We start from the raw sequence: 17,489 nt of genomic DNA, 5'->3' as shown, positions 1-17,489 counted from the left end.
CGCCCCACCGCGCGCAAGCGATGGAAACCCCGCAAAAACCAGCCTGAAATGCCGCTCAAGCGGCGACGCGCGGCACCAGCACGATCACACGGCGCGTCGACGCATCGGCGCCCGCGCCCGTCATCACGAGCGCATCGCCCGCGTTGAGTTCGGCGTGACGATGCGGCGTGGCGTCGGCACTGCCGTCGGCGTCGCGTAGCTCGATATCGAGCGCGATACGCCTGGCGTTCACATCCACCATCGTCGGCGCGACGCTGAGCCACCAGCGCGCGGCATCGGCGGGTTCCTGTTGTTCTGGCTTCCCTGAAAGCGATACGAGCCGCGCTTCATGACGCTCGCTGAACGCGGGCGCGCCATCGACGGTCCATGCCGTGCGCGCGATCTCGATGCGCGCCTCGCCGTGTTGCGCGAGCGCTTCGAGCCGCGTCGTCAACGTCCGCGCATCCGCCTGGGCGAGCGGCTTCGGCGCGCTCGCGCCATCCACCTGCAGCGCCGCCAGCCGCTCGCGCGACACCTCGACCACCAGCATTTGCAGCGCGAACAGCTTGGGCTTCACGTCGAGATCCGCGACCAGCGCGCCATCGGCGTCGATCCGAGCGGGCCGGTCGCGCACGAGAATCGAGTTGGTCCGCGCGTCGGCCTGCACGATCGGCAAGGGTGACTCGAAATGGATCGCGTCGTCGCTCGATGCAACGCCGCCATGCAGGCGCATGCGCAAGCGCGTCGCCACGCCGGTCACCCTCACGACGCGGCCGCCCACGACATGGCTCTGGTCGGCGGCACTCGCCACGTTCAGACGGAAGACGCGCACGCTCGTCGGCACGGCGGCGCGCGCGTCGGCCTCGAACCGCGCGGCGGCGGCGCGCACGCGCGCCACGTAGTCGGGCGGCCCATAGACGCTCACGATGCCGCTCGCGGCTTCGACGTCTAGCGCAAAACGCGCGTCGATCACACCGGCACGCGTGAGCGCGTTGGCGAGCGCCTCGGCGCGCAGATAGTCGGGATGGATGGCCAGCCGCGTTTGAGCCGCCGCCGACGAGACGTGCAGCAGCGCGCCGTCGTAGTACCACACCAGGCCGTAGCTCGCGGCCAGCGTGGCGAGAAAACGCGAGGCCGGCATCGCGAAGCGGCCGCTTACGCGCGCGCCGCGCGCCGCGAGTTCCGCGCTCACGCGCACGTTCACGTGCCCGGCCGCGCCGAAATCGCGCAGCACGTCGGCAAGCGGCGTGCGCGCTGCGGTGTAATCGAAATTCGCGGCGCGCCAGCCTGGCTCGTTCGCGGCGTTCGCGGCGTTAGCCGCATGCGACGCCGCCACGCAGGCGAATGCCGCCCACGCGCTCAACGCCGACGCCTTCAACGCCCGGCGCACGGTTCGCGCGCTCATGCGTCGGCCTCGGGCTGCGCCGCCTGCGCTTCCAGGGTCAGCCGGTAGCCGGTGCCATAGGCCGATTGCACCGTCCACGCCACGCCCGCGGCGCGCAGATTCGAACGCACCCGGCTCACGTACATATCGACGGACCGGCTTTGCACGCCAGAGTCCCAGCCCCACACCACGCTCATCAGATCCTGGCGCTGCACCACCGCGCCGAGGTGGGTGGCGAGGTGCCACAGAATATCGAACTCCTTGGTGCCGAAGCGATGTGGCGCGCCGTTGGCCACCAGCGCGCGCGCGGGCCGGTCGAGCACGCACTCGCCCACCATCATGCGCTGGCTTTGCACGTGCGAGGCCGCGAAGCGGCGCAGCAGCGCGCGCACGCGCGCAAGCAGCACCTGGCGGTCGAACGGCTTGACGAGGTAATCGTCCGCGCCCGCGTCGAGAATGTGCACGATATCGCTTTCGTCGGCATGCACGGTCTGGAAAATCACCGGCATGGTCGATTGGGCGCGGCCGCGAATCTTCTGCAGCAGCTTGTCGCCGGCAAGACCCGGCACGTCCCAGTCGAGAATCGCCAGATCAGCCCAGGCGTCGTTGAGATGTTGCTGCGCGGCAAGGCCGTCGTGAAAGCCGCTCACCTGGTAGCCCTCGGCCTTGAGCCAGGCATTGAGCAGCGCGTGATGCGCGACATCGTCCTCCACCAGCAGGATGCGCACCGGTTTTCCAGCCATCAATTGCATAATCGAACCTCGTTAATGACCGCGCGCCGTTTGGCATGGCGCGCTAGCGCCGCGCGCGGTCAGCATCCGCGAGCGACGGATGCCGACCGCGTGCGGGCGCGGGATTCAGACACGGCAGACGCAGCACGAAGCGCGTGCCGCCGGTGTCGTTGCGCTCGGCGTAGAGCGAGCCGCCGTGCAGTTCCATGATCTGCACGGCGAGCTTCAGGCCCAGGCCAAAGCCGGTAGCGCTCTTCCTTGCAAGCTTGTCGAAATCAGTGATGCGGGTTTCCTGCGCGAGTCCCGGCAAGCCGCCCGCGCGATCGTCCACGAGCACTTCGGCGCAGCCTTCACCATGACGCAGCGAAACCGATACGGCTTCGCCGCGCGGCGAGGCGCGCACAGCGTTGTCGATGACGTTCTGGATCGCACGCGCCACGAAGTTGCGCATGCCGTTGACCCACACGGGCGCGCTGTCGGGCAGCCACAGATGCAGCGCGACGCCGCAATACACGGCCGTCACTTCCTGCTGCGCGATGATCTGGCGCACCGTCGCGCGCAGATCGAAGCGGCGGAAATCGCGTGCGTGCAGATGTTCGGCAACCGAAGTAATGATGAACTGCTCGCCCAGCGACAGTACGTAATGCGCGAGCTGCGTGATCTGCTCCATGCCGCCGCAACGCTCGAAGGCGTCAGGGTCCAATGCGTCGAGTTGGGTGAGCGCGTTGATCGAATTCAGCGGCGAACGCAGGTCATGCAGCAGAAAGCGAAGCGAGGTCTCGCGCTCGTCCACGCGGCGCGCGAATGGCGAGACGTCGGTGATCGCGATCACGCAGCCGCGCGTGCCAGGCGCGGCCCCTCCGCCCTCGCCCGCCTGCAGCCAGAGCGTGGCCTCGTCCACGCGCAGATCGAAACCGCGTTCGAAATCGGCGGGCCGCAGCACTTCGGGCAGCGCGAAGCGCTCGCCGAGCGCCTCGCTGAAATCGAGCCCGACGGGCAGCGCCATCGCCAGCAGCGCGCTCGCGCGCGTGTTCGCTTCGGCGATCGCGCCCGCCGCGTCGAGCACCACCACGCCGCACGGCAAACCCGCCAGCGCAGCACGCGCACGGCGCGCCGTGTCGTCGGACATCGGCGCGCCGTGCGCGGGAAGCATCGTCGCTTTGTCGGTCATGAGGCTCCGTTCAGGTTGGCTCAATCACATGCGGCAGCAGTAGGAACAGACGCTCGCGATGACTTTTCTGCCGGTTGTTGGTGCGAAACAGCCCGCCGATCAGCGGAATCTTCGACAGGCCCGGCACGCCGGTCACGCCGTTGGTGTCGGTGTCGGCGCGATAGCCCGCGATCAGCAGCGCATCGCCTTCGTTGATGAAGGCCTGGGTGCTGATGTTGCTGTTCTGCACCACCGGCAGATTGCTCACGGTCTGCGAAGTGAGCTGGCCGTCCTGGATCGCCACGTCGAGCTTGATGCGCGTCTTGCCGTCTTCCTGCACGACCATCGGCAGCACGCGCAGCGAAATGCCCGTTGAGATGCTGTAGAGATCGCCGGCCGTATAGCCTTGCACGGGCACGAAAAACTGCTGCTTGTCGTCCATCACCGCTTCGATGTTGTTGAGCGTGACGACCTTCGGGCTGGCGTCGATCTTCGCGGTGTTGTCCTGCTGCATCGCCGAGATGCGCGCCATCAGATAACGGCCCGCGTCGCCGAGCACCGCCGCCACCGACGCGCCCACTGGCGACGCCGAGGCGAGCACGCTGCCCGCCAGTGAAGTCTGCCCGAAATTCTGCGTCACGGTGCCGTCGTAGCCGAGCTGCGTGTTCGAACCGGTGCCGGTCTGGATATCGACATGGCTGTTGTGCGCGGTCCAGTCCACGCCGAGCTGCTGGAGCGCGTTGTCGTCGACTTCGATGATGTGCGCTTCGATCTCGATGAGCTGCGGCTTCACGTCGAGGCGGTGAATCAACGAGTCGTACTGCGACATGTGATCGGCGCTGTCGCGCACGATCACGGCGTTGGTGCGCGTATCGGCGACGATCACGGGCAACGTGTCGTCGGTGCGCGCGGACGCGCCGCTCGACGCGCCGCCGCCCGGTGGCGGCGCAATCGCGGCTGCCACGGCCGGCGACGGCGAACCCGTCAGGCCCGCGAACATGCCCTTGCTGGTCGCGCCGTTTGCGCCGCCGCCCGGGATCGGCGGCGGCACATACGGGCTCGTGTAGGTCTGGCCGTTCACGTCGCCGATCGGCGTGTTGCGTGTGACGCCCTGCGCGCCTGCCGCGCCTGCATCGCGCCCGCCTGCGCCGCCGCTGTTGCCGTTGCCGTCCTTCGGCGCCTGCGGGTGATAGATGCCGTTGAGCACCGAGGCCACGCCCTGCATCGTCACATGCTGGCCATCGATGGGCACGCTGCGGTCCGCCGCCCACGCGTGATCGAGCGGGAACACGCGCACCACCGTGCCGCCGCGCCGCGAGGCGTTGCTGTCGAGCCGCGCGGCAATGTCCTGCACCATCTGCACGTAGCGTGGCGGCCCGTTCACGAGCGCGGTGCCTTCGGCGCGGTTATAGGTCACCGGAAAGCGTTCGTCGGCCACGCGCATCTGCGCGAGCGTACTGCGCAGCGTGTCGGTACTCGCGGTGTCGAGCTTGACGAGCTGGCTCTGCAGATCCGCGGCCGTGACGATGTCGAGCGCCTCGCCGTCGTAGTACCAGACGAAGCCGAACGAGGCCGCGAGCATGTCGAGAAAACGGCGCGGCGGCAGATGGAACTTGCCGCTCACGCTGCCCGTGACGCCTGGCGCGATGCGCACGGCCAGGCCCTGGCTCGCGCCCACGTCGCGCAGCACGTCCTTGATGTCCTTACCCTCGGCGGCATAGTCGAGCGTCCCGGACCTCCATTGCACGGGCGCGGCGAACGCGGCGCGCGGCACGCAGGCGTCGAACGCGCCGAACGCAAGCGCGGCACACAGGGCAAAGGCGTTGAGTCTCACGTTCCACTTCATGTTGGCTGGCCTGACGAGTAAGGAATCACAGGCGCCATCATGCGATGCGCCGCGTGCGGCGCGCGACGCGCATGCGAAGCGTCGCACTGTCATGCGCACGCGCATACGCGGCTTTCGTGTGAGAATGCCCGCACTGTTCCTGCTCGCCGGATGATGAAGATGACTGCACCGCACGACGACCGCCGCGATCTCACGCGCGAAATCCTCGAACTGATCGACTTGCCGCAAACCTTTACCGACATTCACATCGAGCAGGACCGGCCGATCATGATCAAGACGCCGCGCGGCTGGTTGCCCGTGGGCGAGGAGCCGGTCCTGTTCGACGAAATGCGCCCGATGCTCGCGTCCATCGAACCCGAATGGGAAACGCTGATCCAGCACGGCGCGATCGACCGTCCGTTCGTGCTCACGCGTTGCCGTCTGCGCTGCAATCTGTATCGCACCTATGGCGGGCGCAAACTGGTGATCTCGATCCGCCGCCTGCCCCTGCAGCCGCTCGCGCTCGACAAGCTGGGCCTGCCCGCCTATGTTCGCTCGATGATCGACAGCGCCAAGGGCCTGATTCTCGTGACCGGCCCCACAGGTTCGGGCAAAACCACGACGATTGCGTCGATGCTCGACTACATCAACCGCAATCGCACGAGTCACATCGTCACGATCGAACAGCCCATCGAATACGAACTCGAATGCCGTTCGTCGATCGTTTCGCAGCGCGAAGTGCCCACCGACACGCCCACCTTCCCCGCCGGCCTGCGCGAAGCGCTGCGCCAGAAGCCCGACGTCATCATGGTGGGCGAAGTGCGCGACCCCGAAACCGCCGAAACCGCCTTGCAGGCCGGCGAATCGGGCCATCTCGTGCTGGCCACCATGCACACCGGCAGCGCCATCGCCACGCTCACGCGGCTGCTCTCGTTCTTTCCCGCCGAGCATCGCGAGCGCTATGCGGCCACGCTCGCCAATTCGCTGATCGGCATCGTCTGCCAATGTCTCGTGCCGAGCGCCGACGGCGAGAGCTTCGTGCTCGCCAGCGAACTGCTGTTCAACAACAACCAGCAGATCGGGCCGATGATCATGGATGCCGCCAAGCTGCCCTTCATCGGCGAATTCATGAAGCGCAAGGAAGACAACATGTCGAGGCTGCTCAACGAGCATCTCGCGAGCCTCGTGGCGAAGAACCAGTGCCTCGCGCGCGACGCGCTGCGCATGACCTACAACCGGCTCGAACTGCACGAGCTGTTGCAGGCGCAAGTGCCACATTGAACGCATTGAACGCATCGAGCGGTGCCGGGCAGGAAATCGCATTGCGCCGGCCCGCTCAGTAATACGTATTGATCGACCAGCCCGCCGCCACCGGCGTATTCGGGATGGTCTGGCCGCTTTCGCCGCAAAAGCTGCTGGTCCACGGTGTCGTGATCACGTCGTATGTTGCCCAGTTGGTGGTCACGACCACGTTGTAGTCGCCCACCGGTTCGGCCTGCGTGAGGCTGTTGTTGATGCCGCCCGAATCGTTCACGAGCGTGGGCCCCTGGCTTTCGGTGTGCGAGATCGAAACACCGCCGGAGTCAGTGATATCGACGCTCTGCGAGACCTGCGCGCGCGCCTGCGGCGGATTCTGCAGCGTGGTGCAAGTGCCGTCGTTCAGATGCGCCCAGGTCGACGCCACGATCATCCCGGGTTTGCTCAGATGCACGGCCTGCGTGACCGTGTACGAGTATGTGCCGTTGGTGGCGTTGTGCGTGTAGGCGGCGGCAGGACCGGCGCAGTCGTAGTCGGTTGCGCCGGGCGAAACCAGCACCTTCTCGCAGCCGGTCACAGAATCCGCTGGCTCTATCTCCGATTGGGTCTGCCAGGTCCCGTTGCGGCAACTGAGCACGCGGCCGTTCGCATCCGTGGTCACCGAGGTGCTGCTCGCCGAAGCCGGCACGCAAGCCGCGCCGACCGTTTGCGCATTGCCGAGTTCGAGCTTGCCGGACTCGTCCACGGCGAGCGCCTGCCACGCGGTGCCGTTGAAGGTGTAAGCGCGATTGGTGAACTTGGTCATCATCACATCGCCCTGCACGGGGTTGGCGATGCTGGCGAGTGCGGCTTCGTCTGGAGCGGTGCCGCGCCAGTGATAGGAAGCCTGCGGCTCCCACGTCCCGTCGAGACAGTTGAGCACCTCGCCGTCCGGGTTTGCGGCCACGGCGCCCACCGTGCCGCACTGCTGCCAGGCGGTCTGCATCTGCGCGAGCACGATCGGCACCTGCATGGCGTTGGCCTGGGAGTTGCCCGGTACGGCCACGCGATAGAGATAGTCGCTGTTCTGCGCCTGGCTGCCGTTGTAGGCGACGAGGCTCGCCAGATGCCCCTTGCCCGTTTTCGTGCCCGAGCACGACTGGCCGCCCGGATTGGGCGCGGCGACGCTCCACGCGCCGTATGCGCCCAGCGCCCGGCCGTTGCTCTGGATCTCGCCACCGCCCGCGCCCGAGTTCGCGGCGATATAGCCGAGCTGCGCATCGCTGATCTCCGTGCCGCCTTCGGTCACCAGCAGCGCCTGCAGCGCGCCCGCCGTCGTGGGACTCGCGTAAACCAGCAGGCAAGGCGTCTGCCCATACGGGTTGGTCGCGCCCACACCGTCGGGCAGCCAGCTCGACAGCACATATGGCGTGTTCTTCAAGCCGATCACCACCGGAGTGGCCGTGGTCGCGGCGGCGGCCAGCGCCGCGTAGTTCTGGCGCACGAGCTGCGTGGCCGCCTGTGTCATTTGCTGTTGATAGAGCGCGGCCTGCTGCGCGCGCGTATCGTCGAGCGTGTCGTTGAGCATCGCCGCGAAGCCCGCGATCATGATGGCGGCGAGCGCCAGCGCCACCAGCATCTCGATCATCGTGAAGCCGCGTTGACGCGCGGCGCGCGCATGGCGGGCAATACGCTTATTCATAGGCCTGCGCCATCCATACCGGCGCGCCTTGCGGCACTGCTGCGGCGATCGCCGTGGGCAGCGGCACAGCCGGATTGCCCGGCGACACGATACTGCCGCCCTGCGCCGCGCCCGCGAGAGCGGAACCCTGTGCGAGCGCCTCGATCTCGGGCACGACACGCAGTGCGCTCGCACTCGCGCTCGCCGCATAGACGACGACCACACTGCCCGCATAGCCCGCGTTCGGTGCCACATAGTTGCGCCAGAGCGGATCGGGCGTGACGCCCGCGTCCGCCACGCTGCCCGCGAAGTCGGGATGCGCGAGCGCATACGTCACGAGCGCCGCGCGATACGCGGCCATGTTCTGCGCAAGGCTCATCACGCCCGGCGCGGGCGTGGCGGGCGCGGTTTCGCGCGCGATCAGCGCCTGCGCGCCCGCCAGCATCGCCAGCACCGCGACGACCCAGATCAGATACATGGCGCGCTCACACCGGTTGCGTGCACAACGAACATCACAACGAATATCACGACGAAGTCCACGTGATCGTGTTGCTGCTGTTGGCGCAGTCGCTTTTCGCGGTGGACGGCGGAACCGGCACCGTGTTCTCCGTGCCCACGTCGGTGCCCACCGAAACCCAGCTGCCGCCCGCCGTGAGCGCATTGATGCACACGGCCTGCGGCACCGAGGTGTAGACGATCGTGAAGGTGCCCGCCGTGCCGCCCGTGGCAGCGCCGGCGGCAACGGTCACGGTGCCGCCCCACGCATTCGTCGCAGTGCCGCTCGAGGAAGCCGGGATCGTGCTCGGGAACACGCCCGCGCTCGCCAGCACGCCGTTATCGATGCCGGTATAACCGTTGGTCTGTCCCATGTAGAGCTTCTTGACGCCGCTCTGGATCGCGTTGACCTGCTCGGCGAGTTCATTGGTGCTCGCGCTGTTGAACGCGCCGTTCATCAACGCGACCGCGCCGATCACCACGATCGCCGCGATGCCGAGATAGGCGATCGCTTCAAGCAGCGAGGCGCCTCGCTGCATCTCTCGCGCGACGGCGGGACGACGGATTCGGCGCATCCGCAAGGCGGAGGCGCGACGGGAAACGATGGCGATGGTCTCGTGCTGCATACTGCGCTCCTTATCGTTGATTGGTGGACGCGGAGCGATTCGTCCGCGTCGCGTCATTACAGATCACCGTCAATGGACGGAATGGGACAAAGCGGCAATTTCCTGCTGAATTCCGAAGAAACCGATGATGAGCCACGCCAGCACGAGGGCCAGCACGACGATGGCCGCGCCGTTGAGCACGCGCATCTGCGCCTCGATGGCAGCGACGCCTTCCTGCATCCACTCGTCGGCGAGCGTGCTGAGCGCCTGCGCGAAGCCCTTGTATTCGGCGTAGACGCACAGGTCGTCGACGATCTCCGCGGAGGGAAACTGGTAGCCCGTGTTGCGCATCGCTTCGCCGACATTGAGGCCGGACTTCACGCCGAACAGCATGTCGTCGATACGCTGGCGCAGCCACGGCTGCGCGTTGCCCGCAAGCCGCGTGAGCGACTTCTCGACGGTGAAGCCCGCCGTTTGCAGCGACGAGAACGCCACCAGAAAGCCGCAACCGACGATCAACCGATAGATCGAATACGGCGGCAAGCGGTCGAGCCGCACGCGCAGACTGCCCGCCCAGCGCGGCATCGACCACACGAGCGCGGCCGCCGCCGCGATGAGCGCGAGCATGCACCACACCATGCCGTAACGCGCGAACTGCGACAGCGTGTAGAGCGAATGGGCGACGCCGTGCCAGTGCTGCGGGCTCACGATCATCGCGAAGCGCGGCACCACGAGCTTGCCGAACAGCAGCAGGTACACGAAGGTCATCGCCATGATGACGAGCGGATACGCCATGCCGCCGACGATCGCCGCGCGGATGCGGCGGCTCGACGCCACCACGCCGCCCACGGTCGCGAGCGCGGTTTCGAGCCGCCCCGACTGCTCGCCAGCCATCACGATCATCTGTTCGGTCGGCGGCGTCCACCATTGCATCGCCGCCGACAGCATGCCGCCGTTCTGCACTACGCGGCGCCAGTCGGCCATCGCGACCGCCATCGGCTCGTTGGGCTTGCGGCCGTCGTGCGAGGCGCGCAGCTCCAGCTCTTCGAGCACCTTGAGCAGCGGCAGCCCGTTGGCGAGCATGGTGGCGATCTTGCGGTAGACGCGCTGACGCGCGGACGCCGTGAGTTGCAGGCGCGCCCAGCGGCGGTTCAGTTCAGGCGCCATCGCTCGCCCCCCACCGCGCCGATCGGCGGACGCCCTTCGTCGTCAAACGGCAGCGGGCCGACCACGCGCTCGGCCATGCGCGGATCGACGAGACCCGCCGCCACCTTGTCCACCGCATGCTGGGCCACCGTGCGCCCGCCCAGCTCGCGCTGCCAGTACGCGTGCGCTGCGTGCCGCTGGCCGGTGCGCAACAGTTCGCATAACGCAGCATCGGTGCGGATCACCTCGGCCACCACGGTGCGCCCCACAGTGCCGCCCATGCAGGCTTCGCAGCCCGGCCCGGCCGTGCGCACATATTCGAAGCGCGCCCCCGTGGCGCGCTTCACGCGTGCGACGAAAGCCGCGTCGAGCTCGCCGAGCGCCTGAGCGAACGGCCGCGAGCAATGCGGACACAGCTGCTTCACGAGCCGCTGGCTGACGAGTCCCGTAACCAGCGATTCGTCCGTGACCATCGCGAGCGGCAGGCCCAGATCGGTCAGCCGGTCGACGATGGCAAGCGCGCTGTTCGCGTGCACCGTGGTCCAGACCTGGTGGCCTGTCATCGCGGCGCGCAAGGCGTTTTGCGCGGAGGCGCGATCGCGCACCTCGCCGATCATGATGACGTCGGGGTCGAGCCGCATCGCGTTGGCGATGGCGGCCGCAAAAACCTGCGAACGCGCGTCCTCGGTGGTTGCGTTGACCACAGGCGTCTGTACCGCACCCGCGATCGGATACTCGACCGGATCCTCGACCGTGATGACGTGGATCGACCCGGCCATAGCTCGGATCAGACGCGTGAGCGCGCGCTGCAGCGTGGTCGATTTGCCCGAGCCGGTCGGGCCGCTGATCAGATTCATGCCGTGCGGCTGCTGCGCGAGCGCGTCGAGCGCATCTGCATGGGCGCGCGTGAAGCCGAGCGTGGTGAGATCGACCGATTCGCCCGCGTCGTTGTAGAGCAGGCGCAGCACCATCATGCTGCCGACGCTCGTGGGCGCGGTGGCGATGCGCACGCCGAACAGGCCTTCGGGCAGTTTATCGCGCTCGCCGATGCTGGCATCCTGGCGCTCGGTGGGCTTGTAGGTCGTATCGGAAACGCTCGCCATCGCCGAATAGAGCGTGGCGAGCAGGCGCTCGCCGTACTCGCGCGTCTGCTCGCTCACGCGCGTGAGTTCGCTGTGGATGCGAAACAGGATCTCGGTACTGAAGCGGTTCACGCGGATGTGAATGTCCGAGGCACGCTCCTGGCAGGCGCGCGCGATCAGGTTTTTCGCGACCACCTGCATCTGCGTATGATCGACACGCTCGCCAGTGCCGTCGCGGCGCTGGCCCTGGTACGCGAGACGCACCTCGTCGAGACTCGCGCGGCGCATGGTGTAGCGGCAGTTAAGGCGCTCAAGGCGCGCGCAATAAGAGAGCACGAACGGGTTCATGTCGTGGCCCTCTGCGACCAGCAGGATGCCGTCATCGAGCAGGCAGAGGAACTTGCGCTCTTCGGCGCTCGCCACGAATTCGCCGCTATCGGAAAGCGGTCGCGCATTCGAGGGCGGCGCGGCGGTCTGGCCTTGAGCGCTCGCGGCCAACGTACCGGGCTGCAATGTCTGGGCGGCTTGCGCTTCCTGCAAAGCCCGTGCGGCCTGCGGCGTGATGGCGATCGGCGCGGCGGCGCGCAACGGCGCGCCTGACGTGACACCCGACGCATTCGCACGCGCGTCGATGGCCTGCGCGGCCTGATCCGGCTGATGGAGCAGCTTCATAGCGGTCATCTCATCGAGGCTGGCAAGGGCGGCATGGAGGGAAGCGTCGGCAGGTTGCTTGCCGCGCCGCTCCAGCCGTTCGCTGCGGCGGCAAGACGCGTGGCCGCGCGATGCGTGGTCATCACCGTGAGCGTGCTGCGGCGCCCGCCGTGGCCCGCGCCGATGTCCACCGCGCCGGGGCGGATCGCCAGCACGCGCTGGCCGTCAGGCAGCGTGTCGCCAGCCAGCACGTCGAACTCGGCGCCGTCGGCGGTTTGCAGCGTGGCGCTCGACGCGCCGCCCAGACTCTCGGTCGTGAGCAGCGTGTAGACCGCGCTCGAGCCGTTGCGGTCGAGGCGGCCAATGGCCGCCTCGCGCTCGGCGACCTGCGCCTGGGCGTCGAGCTTCTTGAGCTGCGCCTTGAGCACCACGGTGTCTTCCTGCAGCCGCATCAGCTGGTTCGCCGCGCTCACGGCGGCGGCGCCCGGCACCACGTCGGCGACGAGCGCTGGCGCGGCGGCGGTGGCCGATGGGTTGGTCGATGCTGGCGCAATGTTCGATGCTGGCGTGGCGGCGTGCGCCGCCGTCGCCGATTCGGCCATGGCCGGGGCCGCGCCGAACCACGCGCCGCCCAGATTCATACACGCCACGGCCAGCGCCAGCGCCGCCCGGCGCGATCGATGCGTCCGACGCGATCGCTGGATGTCCCGCTCATTGCTCATACACCACTCCTTCGATGCTCCATTGGCCGGCTCGCCAGGTCAGTTGGTCGAGCCGCACGCCGGGTTGCTCGAGATACGCCGTCACGCTCGACGGCCAGAGATCGCCAAGATCGGCGCGAATGCGCCAGGTCCGCCACGGCGGCGGCGCGTCCTGCCCCTTGCCGCCGATGCCGACCTGCCCGAGCGCTTGCGCCGTGGCGCTGCGCGGCGCGGCTGGCGGCGGCTGCAAGGTGAACGCGAGACCGACGCCCAGTAGTTGAAACGACGACAGCAGCCGCAGCCGCTCGCCGCGAATGCCGTCGATGCGATCGTCGCCGCCTGCGGGCAGCGCGAGCGGCGCGACCAGCGAGGCGTGATCGCCGCTCGAATCGACATTCGCACGCGGCTGCGCGGCGAGCAGCAGCGCCACGTTCGAATCGTTGCGCGACCAGCGATAGCTCACGCTGGACGCGCGGCACACGTAGTCATCGAGTTGCCAGCCGCCCGGCGCGAGCGCCGCGAAGCGCGTGAGGCAGGCATCGACGAACGCGGCGGGCGTGGGCTGCGCGGACCACGGATGCACGGGCGCTTGCGCAGCAGCCGCGTTCGCGCGCATGAGCTTCGCGCGCCCGGCTGCGAAGGCGCGCTCGCGCGCCTGTTCGAGACGCTGCTGACGCCACGTCCAGCCGCCATAAGCCGCGCCGCCCAGCATGCTCATGACGGCGGCCGCCACGGCCACGCGTCGCCACTGCACGCGCCGCGAGACCGGCACGAGGCGGGTCCAGCGCGGCACCCGCTCCTTGCCCGCGCGGCGCGGCAGCATATCTTCGAGCTTGCGCGCATAGAAGCAGTGAAAGCCCTGCACTTCCACGCGCGGATCGCCGATCACGACGTTCCAGCCGCCGAGGCTGTAATCGCTGTGCAGACGCTCGAACACTTCCTCGCTCGTGCCGACCCAGTCGCCGTTGGGCAGGAACGCGCCGTCGCGCACCGCGAAATAGGCCCAGCGCCCGTCGGCGAGGCTGAATGCGCCGAGCCAGTTCGGCGCGCTCTGCTGCCGGCCATCGTAAAAAGCGCCTTCGGTGGCGATGGCCTTCGAGACCAGCGCGCCCAGCGAGGGCACGCCCAGCGGCGCGCCTTCGCGCGTGCTGGCGAAGCCCGCGCCCGCAAAACCGCGATCGATGCGCAGCACCATCGCGTCGAAATTCAGCCGCGCCGCCAGCTCGCGCGCTTCCGCGCGCAGTTCGTGACGGCGCGACAACGATTGCCAGAACAGCCCGCAAATGAAGCGGTGCCGCCCGACCTGGACCAGTTGCGTCGCCATGCGCGTGCCTTCCGCCGGCGCGCTCAGGCGCCGTTCACCGAGATCGGCGTGATCAGGATCACGATGATCTCGCGCGCCTGCGTCGCGCTTTCGCCGCCGCCGAACACGTAGTTGTCGGGACGGCCAACGCCCTGGTGGCGCGTCTGTTCCGCGACGCCCTCATAGCCGCTGATCACGAGCGTCTGCCCCGACTTCATCGCGATGCGCTGCAGGAAGTTGCGCGTATCGACGGTCGGCAACTGGATCTGCTGGTTGGTCGGCCCGAACGACGAGAGATCCTGGAGCGACGAAATGTTGGTGTAGAACTGCATCATCACCGTGCCGTCGTCGAGGATGTGCGGCAGCAGCGTGAGATTGAAACCGGTGGTGATGGTGCCAGGCACGAGCGACGTCTGGGTCCCGACGTTGAGCGTTGAGGTGGTCGAGATCTGCGCGAGATAGCCCTGCTGCGTGGCGACCTGCACCGGCACGGGCTGGTCGTTGAGCGTCGTGACCGAGGCCGAAGTCTTGCGCCGCACGGTGCCTTGTTGCGAGAGCGCCGAAATCATCGCCGACGTGGCAGACGCGCGGCTCGACGGCGTGATGACCTGAGCCGAGAACGTCGCCGGACTCATTCCCGTCACCACCGACTTGAATGCGTTCGAGATGCCGAACTGAGTGCCGAGCGCCTGATAGACGGCGCTCCAGTCAATACCATAGCTGTCGTCTGCGCTGAGCGTGACCGACAGCACGGAAACGTTGACGAGCACCTGACGGCCGAGCACGCGGTTTTGCTGAGCCATGAATTCGCCGACGCGCTGCTGGATATCAGGCGTGTCGGTCACGGCGATCGAGCCGGTCGCGGGTGAAGCCAGCACCGAACCCGCTGGCGACAACATCGCCTTGATCGCCGCCTGCAGGCCCGTGTAGACGGAAAGCTGCGCGCTCATGCCGGTGTTGGTCGAATTGTCCGAGGACACCGTGGGCGTGGAGCCCGAGCCGACCGAACCGCTCGCGCTCGATCCTTCCGAGCCGCCACCAGACATCGAACCGCCGCTCGAGCCGCCGCTGTTGCTCGCGCCGCTCACGACGCGCGTGTCGAGCTTCGAGTCACCAGGAATCGCCATCACCTGATAGACGCGCGTCTCGGTGTAGAAGAACTCGATTGCGCCGCTTTCGTACTTCCATGACACGCCGAAGCGGGCCGCGGCAATATCGAGCAGGCCGCGCAGCGTGCCGCGCGGATAGACAATGCGCACGCTCTCGCCCTCGGCCTGCGCCGCAGACGCGGCCACGCGCGCCACCGCGCTCTGCGGCGACGGGCCTTGCAGCAGGCCGGTGGGCAGCGGCGGCACGCCAGCGGCGCCGGTCGCCATTGCCGCGCCGCCCGTATGTGCGGCGGCCGCGTCGCTCGCGCCGGGCAGCACCCGCGCGGGAATGTGCGTGAGACGCGAAATGCGCTCCGCAAAGGCCTGTAGCGAATCGACGTTGCCGTCGAAGCTCGCCGCCTGGGCGAACATTGGCGGCAGCTTGTCGCTGGCCGGCAGCTTGAGCGGCGTGCCCGAGAGCCAGAGCGCGTGTTTGACGATTACGTCGTCGGATTCGCCTTCGACGTTGTGGCCGGCCTGCGATCGGCCGAGCAGCGAGCCCGCGCGCGCGGCGTCGCCGTTCGCATCGTGAGTCAGGCGGTTGGTGAGGCCGGTGCAGGCGGCCAGCGCCGCACTCAGTACAATTGCGCAGACGCGCGCGGCGCGGCGCTGGAGGGCCGTGGGCGTGGTCATCAGACTGCTCCCTTCGGAATCACGCGCAACACGCGGTTGCCCGTATACATGACGATCTGGATGGGCACAGGCGCGCCCTGGAGCGCATCGGCGACTTCGTGCAGCGCCTGTTCGAACGTGCCGTGGATGGCGGCGGTGGCGTCGATGCTGTAGTCGGTGGGCACGTCCCAGATGAACTGCCAGCCCGCGTCGTGCGCCCAGCGCTCGAGCGCCGCGCGCACCGAGCCGTCCGTCACGCGCATGTTCCAGTCGCGTTGCGGTTCGGCGGGGGCGACGGGGAGAGAGCCCGCGCCGATCGATGCGGACGCAACGGTCTTCTGCGACGACGCCTCATTAACCTGCAAAGGCAGGCCTGGTGGCCCGGCGACCGGCGGCTCGACTGGCCGCTCGACTGGCTTCGGGACAGCGCCCGTCACATGCGGCTGCGGAGTTGGGGTGAACACGGGCGCGCTCACCTGCGCAACCATCATAGGTGGTTGTGCGCGCAACATCGGCATCGCGACGGTCGCCGGTGCCGGTGCCGGTGCCGGTGCGGCCGACACGGACTGCGGCGCCGCGTTCATGCGGTGCACCGTGTTTTCAGGAGTATTCGTTGGCTTCGGCGGCGCAATCGTTGTCGCAGCAGGGCCGACGGATGCGAGCTTCGACGCTGCATCCGGCACCGTCACCGCAGCGGCGACATCCGGCGTCGGCGCGGACACGGGTGCATACGCCGCAGCAGCAGCCGGCTCGGTGTCTCGCCCCGTCACGGTGACGAGATGCAGATTGGTATCGACATGCGCGCGCAGTCCGGGCCGCGCCTCCAGCAGATCGCGCAGGACCTCGACAAAGGGTTTGCCGGCCTGCCAGCTGACCGGCGCGTCGGCCCATGCTCCGGCGTTCGGCACGTTCACGCTATACGACGGCGGGACGATCTCCTCCAGCGCGCGCAGCAACGGCACGTCGCGGCCACCCACGCGCACGGTTTCACTCGCGCGTCCCGCGCGGTCGACAACCACCTGCCCGCTTGCGGCCAATGCGGCAAGCGATGTTCCCCAGAACCACAGCGCGATCCCCACGCGAACGGTGTGCTTTCTCATATAGTTTGTTTTTTCCTGTTGCTGACTACCGCTGCTCTTGCCGCGGCACATACCGGCGGCGTCGACCTCGACCGAAGGCGATTCTCGCGAAGACAAGCGGGGGATGCCACAGAGATTGACACTGTGTGACACTTGCCTGCGCGTAATGCGCGAAACGTGCGCTGCGTGCGCAACGTGCAATGGCCGCCGCCCTCAGGACTTGCGCGCCAAACTTCGCCCACCCGCCGATTACGCTTTCAGAAGAGCAACTCGACCGGTCCTTCGATCCGCCAGTGTATGCAACTCGTGCGATATCGCTATTGCATATACATTACATTTACATTACTCAACGTCATTTCCTGGCAATTGGTACTCATGCGTCTGGTATGGCGCTCAACTATATCGGTTAAAAAATAGTGTGCGTGATTTCAGATGGTTCTTACGGCTACGAGAACGCCTTTACACCGCGTCATTGCGTTTTTTTTGAATTTTTCTCATGCTTCGTGAATATTTTTCTGAATTGGCGAATGGACTCTCTCACTCCATAACACTTCAGGAAAGGCAATATTCCACAATCTCATCAATCTTTTTTTACCGACTTTCTTAGCGATCCACAGTGCCTTGTCGGGCATTTTTTCTGCCTTTTCAGGCAGACGCTTTAAATGCCATTTAGCACGCGAT

14 protein-coding genes are annotated in these 17,489 nt (G+C 67.3%); 1 reads left to right on the top strand and 13 read right to left on the bottom strand.

The window, feature by feature from the left end; all coding sequences use genetic code 11:
- Window positions 1-55: 55 nt before the first annotated feature.
- The 4 genes from U5A67_RS25755 to sctC are packed head-to-tail and all read right to left on the bottom strand — an operon-like array spanning window position 56 to window position 5,090.
- Window positions 56-1,384: a secretin N-terminal domain-containing protein gene (locus tag U5A67_RS25755; protein ID WP_321816637.1), complete on the bottom strand. Its 1,329-nt coding sequence runs from the start codon at window positions 1,382-1,384 to the stop codon at window positions 56-58.
- On the bottom strand, window positions 1,381-2,115 hold the full coding sequence (locus U5A67_RS25750; RefSeq protein WP_321816638.1) for a response regulator transcription factor: 735 nt from the start codon (window positions 2,113-2,115) through the stop codon (window positions 1,381-1,383). Before U5A67_RS25750 ends, U5A67_RS25755 begins: the two co-directional genes overlap by 4 nt.
- Window positions 2,116-2,158: 43 nt before the next feature.
- Window positions 2,159-3,265, bottom strand: coding sequence for a HAMP domain-containing sensor histidine kinase (locus U5A67_RS25745; protein WP_321816639.1), 1,107 nt, complete (start codon window positions 3,263-3,265; stop codon window positions 2,159-2,161).
- A 10-nt stretch (window positions 3,266-3,275) separates the two neighbouring features.
- Window positions 3,276-5,090: a type III secretion system outer membrane ring subunit SctC gene (sctC, locus tag U5A67_RS25740; RefSeq protein WP_321816640.1), complete on the bottom strand. Its 1,815-nt coding sequence runs from the start codon at window positions 5,088-5,090 to the stop codon at window positions 3,276-3,278.
- Window positions 5,091-5,249: 159 nt separating this feature from the next.
- Between sctC and U5A67_RS25735 the strand changes: the two genes are divergently transcribed.
- The gene (locus U5A67_RS25735; protein ID WP_205981922.1) at window positions 5,250-6,350 is read left to right on the top strand and encodes a type IV pilus twitching motility protein PilT; all 1,101 of its coding nucleotides are present in this window, start codon (window positions 5,250-5,252) and stop codon (window positions 6,348-6,350) included.
- Between the two features lie 55 nt (window positions 6,351-6,405).
- Here the strand turns inward: U5A67_RS25735 and pilV are convergent, their stop codons facing one another.
- From pilV to U5A67_RS25690, 9 genes are all read right to left on the bottom strand, one after another.
- Entirely contained in the window at window positions 6,406-8,007 is a 1,602-nt protein-coding gene (pilV, locus tag U5A67_RS25730) for a shufflon system plasmid conjugative transfer pilus tip adhesin PilV (protein WP_321816641.1), read from the bottom strand.
- On the bottom strand, window positions 8,000-8,464 hold the full coding sequence (gene pilM, locus U5A67_RS25725; protein WP_321816642.1) for a type IV pilus biogenesis protein PilM: 465 nt from the start codon (window positions 8,462-8,464) through the stop codon (window positions 8,000-8,002). The genes pilV and pilM overlap by 8 nt, the downstream gene beginning before the upstream one ends.
- 46 nt (window positions 8,465-8,510) lie before the next feature.
- Window positions 8,511-9,056 (bottom strand): type 4 pilus major pilin, encoded by a 546-nt coding sequence (locus tag U5A67_RS25720; protein WP_415767941.1) that lies wholly within the window; start codon window positions 9,054-9,056, stop codon window positions 8,511-8,513.
- Window positions 9,057-9,176: 120 nt separating this feature from the next.
- A complete protein-coding gene (locus U5A67_RS25715) occupies window positions 9,177-10,253 on the bottom strand; it encodes a type II secretion system F family protein (protein WP_321816644.1) in 1,077 nt (358 codons plus the stop codon).
- The gene (locus U5A67_RS25710; protein WP_321816645.1) at window positions 10,238-11,986 is read right to left on the bottom strand and encodes a GspE/PulE family protein; all 1,749 of its coding nucleotides are present in this window, start codon (window positions 11,984-11,986) and stop codon (window positions 10,238-10,240) included. Before U5A67_RS25710 ends, U5A67_RS25715 begins: the two co-directional genes overlap by 16 nt.
- Window positions 11,987-11,991: 5 nt before the next feature.
- Window positions 11,992-12,687, bottom strand: coding sequence for a type IV pilus biogenesis protein PilP (locus U5A67_RS25705; protein ID WP_321816646.1), 696 nt, complete (start codon window positions 12,685-12,687; stop codon window positions 11,992-11,994).
- A complete protein-coding gene (gene pilO2 / locus U5A67_RS25700) occupies window positions 12,677-13,990 on the bottom strand; it encodes a type 4b pilus protein PilO2 (protein ID WP_321816647.1) in 1,314 nt (437 codons plus the stop codon). Before pilO2 ends, U5A67_RS25705 begins: the two co-directional genes overlap by 11 nt.
- A gap of 23 nt (window positions 13,991-14,013) precedes the next feature.
- On the bottom strand, window positions 14,014-15,750 hold the full coding sequence (locus U5A67_RS25695) for a PilN family type IVB pilus formation outer membrane protein (RefSeq protein WP_321816648.1): 1,737 nt from the start codon (window positions 15,748-15,750) through the stop codon (window positions 14,014-14,016).
- The gene (locus U5A67_RS25690) at window positions 15,750-16,829 is read right to left on the bottom strand and encodes a toxin co-regulated pilus biosynthesis Q family protein (RefSeq protein ID WP_321816649.1); all 1,080 of its coding nucleotides are present in this window, start codon (window positions 16,827-16,829) and stop codon (window positions 15,750-15,752) included. Before U5A67_RS25690 ends, U5A67_RS25695 begins: the two co-directional genes overlap by 1 nt.
- Between the last annotated feature and the right edge of the window lie 660 nt (window positions 16,830-17,489).

The sequence above is a fragment of the Paraburkholderia sp. J69-1 genome (assembly GCF_905220255.1).
Taxonomy (GTDB): domain Bacteria; phylum Pseudomonadota; class Gammaproteobacteria; order Burkholderiales; family Burkholderiaceae; genus Paraburkholderia.
Note: the sequence above shows the minus strand (reverse complement) of the source record. Positions and strands in the feature narration are given on the sequence as shown.

Bases quoted from the DNA above. Each gene is read 5' to 3' on its own strand.
- U5A67_RS25755 (WP_321816637.1), bottom strand. From the start codon at position 1,384: ATGAGCGCGCGAACCGTGCGCCGGGCGTTGAAGGCGTCGGCGTTGAGC.
- U5A67_RS25750 (WP_321816638.1), bottom strand. From the start codon at position 2,115: ATGCAATTGATGGCTGGAAAACCGGTGCGCATCCTGCTGGTGGAGGAC.
- U5A67_RS25745 (WP_321816639.1), bottom strand. From the start codon at position 3,265: ATGACCGACAAAGCGACGATGCTTCCCGCGCACGGCGCGCCGATGTCC.
- sctC (WP_321816640.1), bottom strand. From the start codon at position 5,090: ATGAAGTGGAACGTGAGACTCAACGCCTTTGCCCTGTGTGCCGCGCTT.
- U5A67_RS25735 (WP_205981922.1), top strand. From the start codon at position 5,250: ATGACTGCACCGCACGACGACCGCCGCGATCTCACGCGCGAAATCCTC.
- pilV (WP_321816641.1), bottom strand. From the start codon at position 8,007: ATGAATAAGCGTATTGCCCGCCATGCGCGCGCCGCGCGTCAACGCGGC.
- pilM (WP_321816642.1), bottom strand. From the start codon at position 8,464: ATGTATCTGATCTGGGTCGTCGCGGTGCTGGCGATGCTGGCGGGCGCG.
- U5A67_RS25720 (WP_415767941.1), bottom strand. From the start codon at position 9,056: ATGCGCCGAATCCGTCGTCCCGCCGTCGCGCGAGAGATGCAGCGAGGC.
- U5A67_RS25715 (WP_321816644.1), bottom strand. From the start codon at position 10,253: ATGGCGCCTGAACTGAACCGCCGCTGGGCGCGCCTGCAACTCACGGCG.
- U5A67_RS25710 (WP_321816645.1), bottom strand. From the start codon at position 11,986: ATGAAGCTGCTCCATCAGCCGGATCAGGCCGCGCAGGCCATCGACGCG.
- U5A67_RS25705 (WP_321816646.1), bottom strand. From the start codon at position 12,687: ATGAGCAATGAGCGGGACATCCAGCGATCGCGTCGGACGCATCGATCG.
- pilO2 (WP_321816647.1), bottom strand. From the start codon at position 13,990: ATGGCGACGCAACTGGTCCAGGTCGGGCGGCACCGCTTCATTTGCGGG.
- U5A67_RS25695 (WP_321816648.1), bottom strand. From the start codon at position 15,750: ATGACCACGCCCACGGCCCTCCAGCGCCGCGCCGCGCGCGTCTGCGCA.
- U5A67_RS25690 (WP_321816649.1), bottom strand. From the start codon at position 16,829: ATGAGAAAGCACACCGTTCGCGTGGGGATCGCGCTGTGGTTCTGGGGA.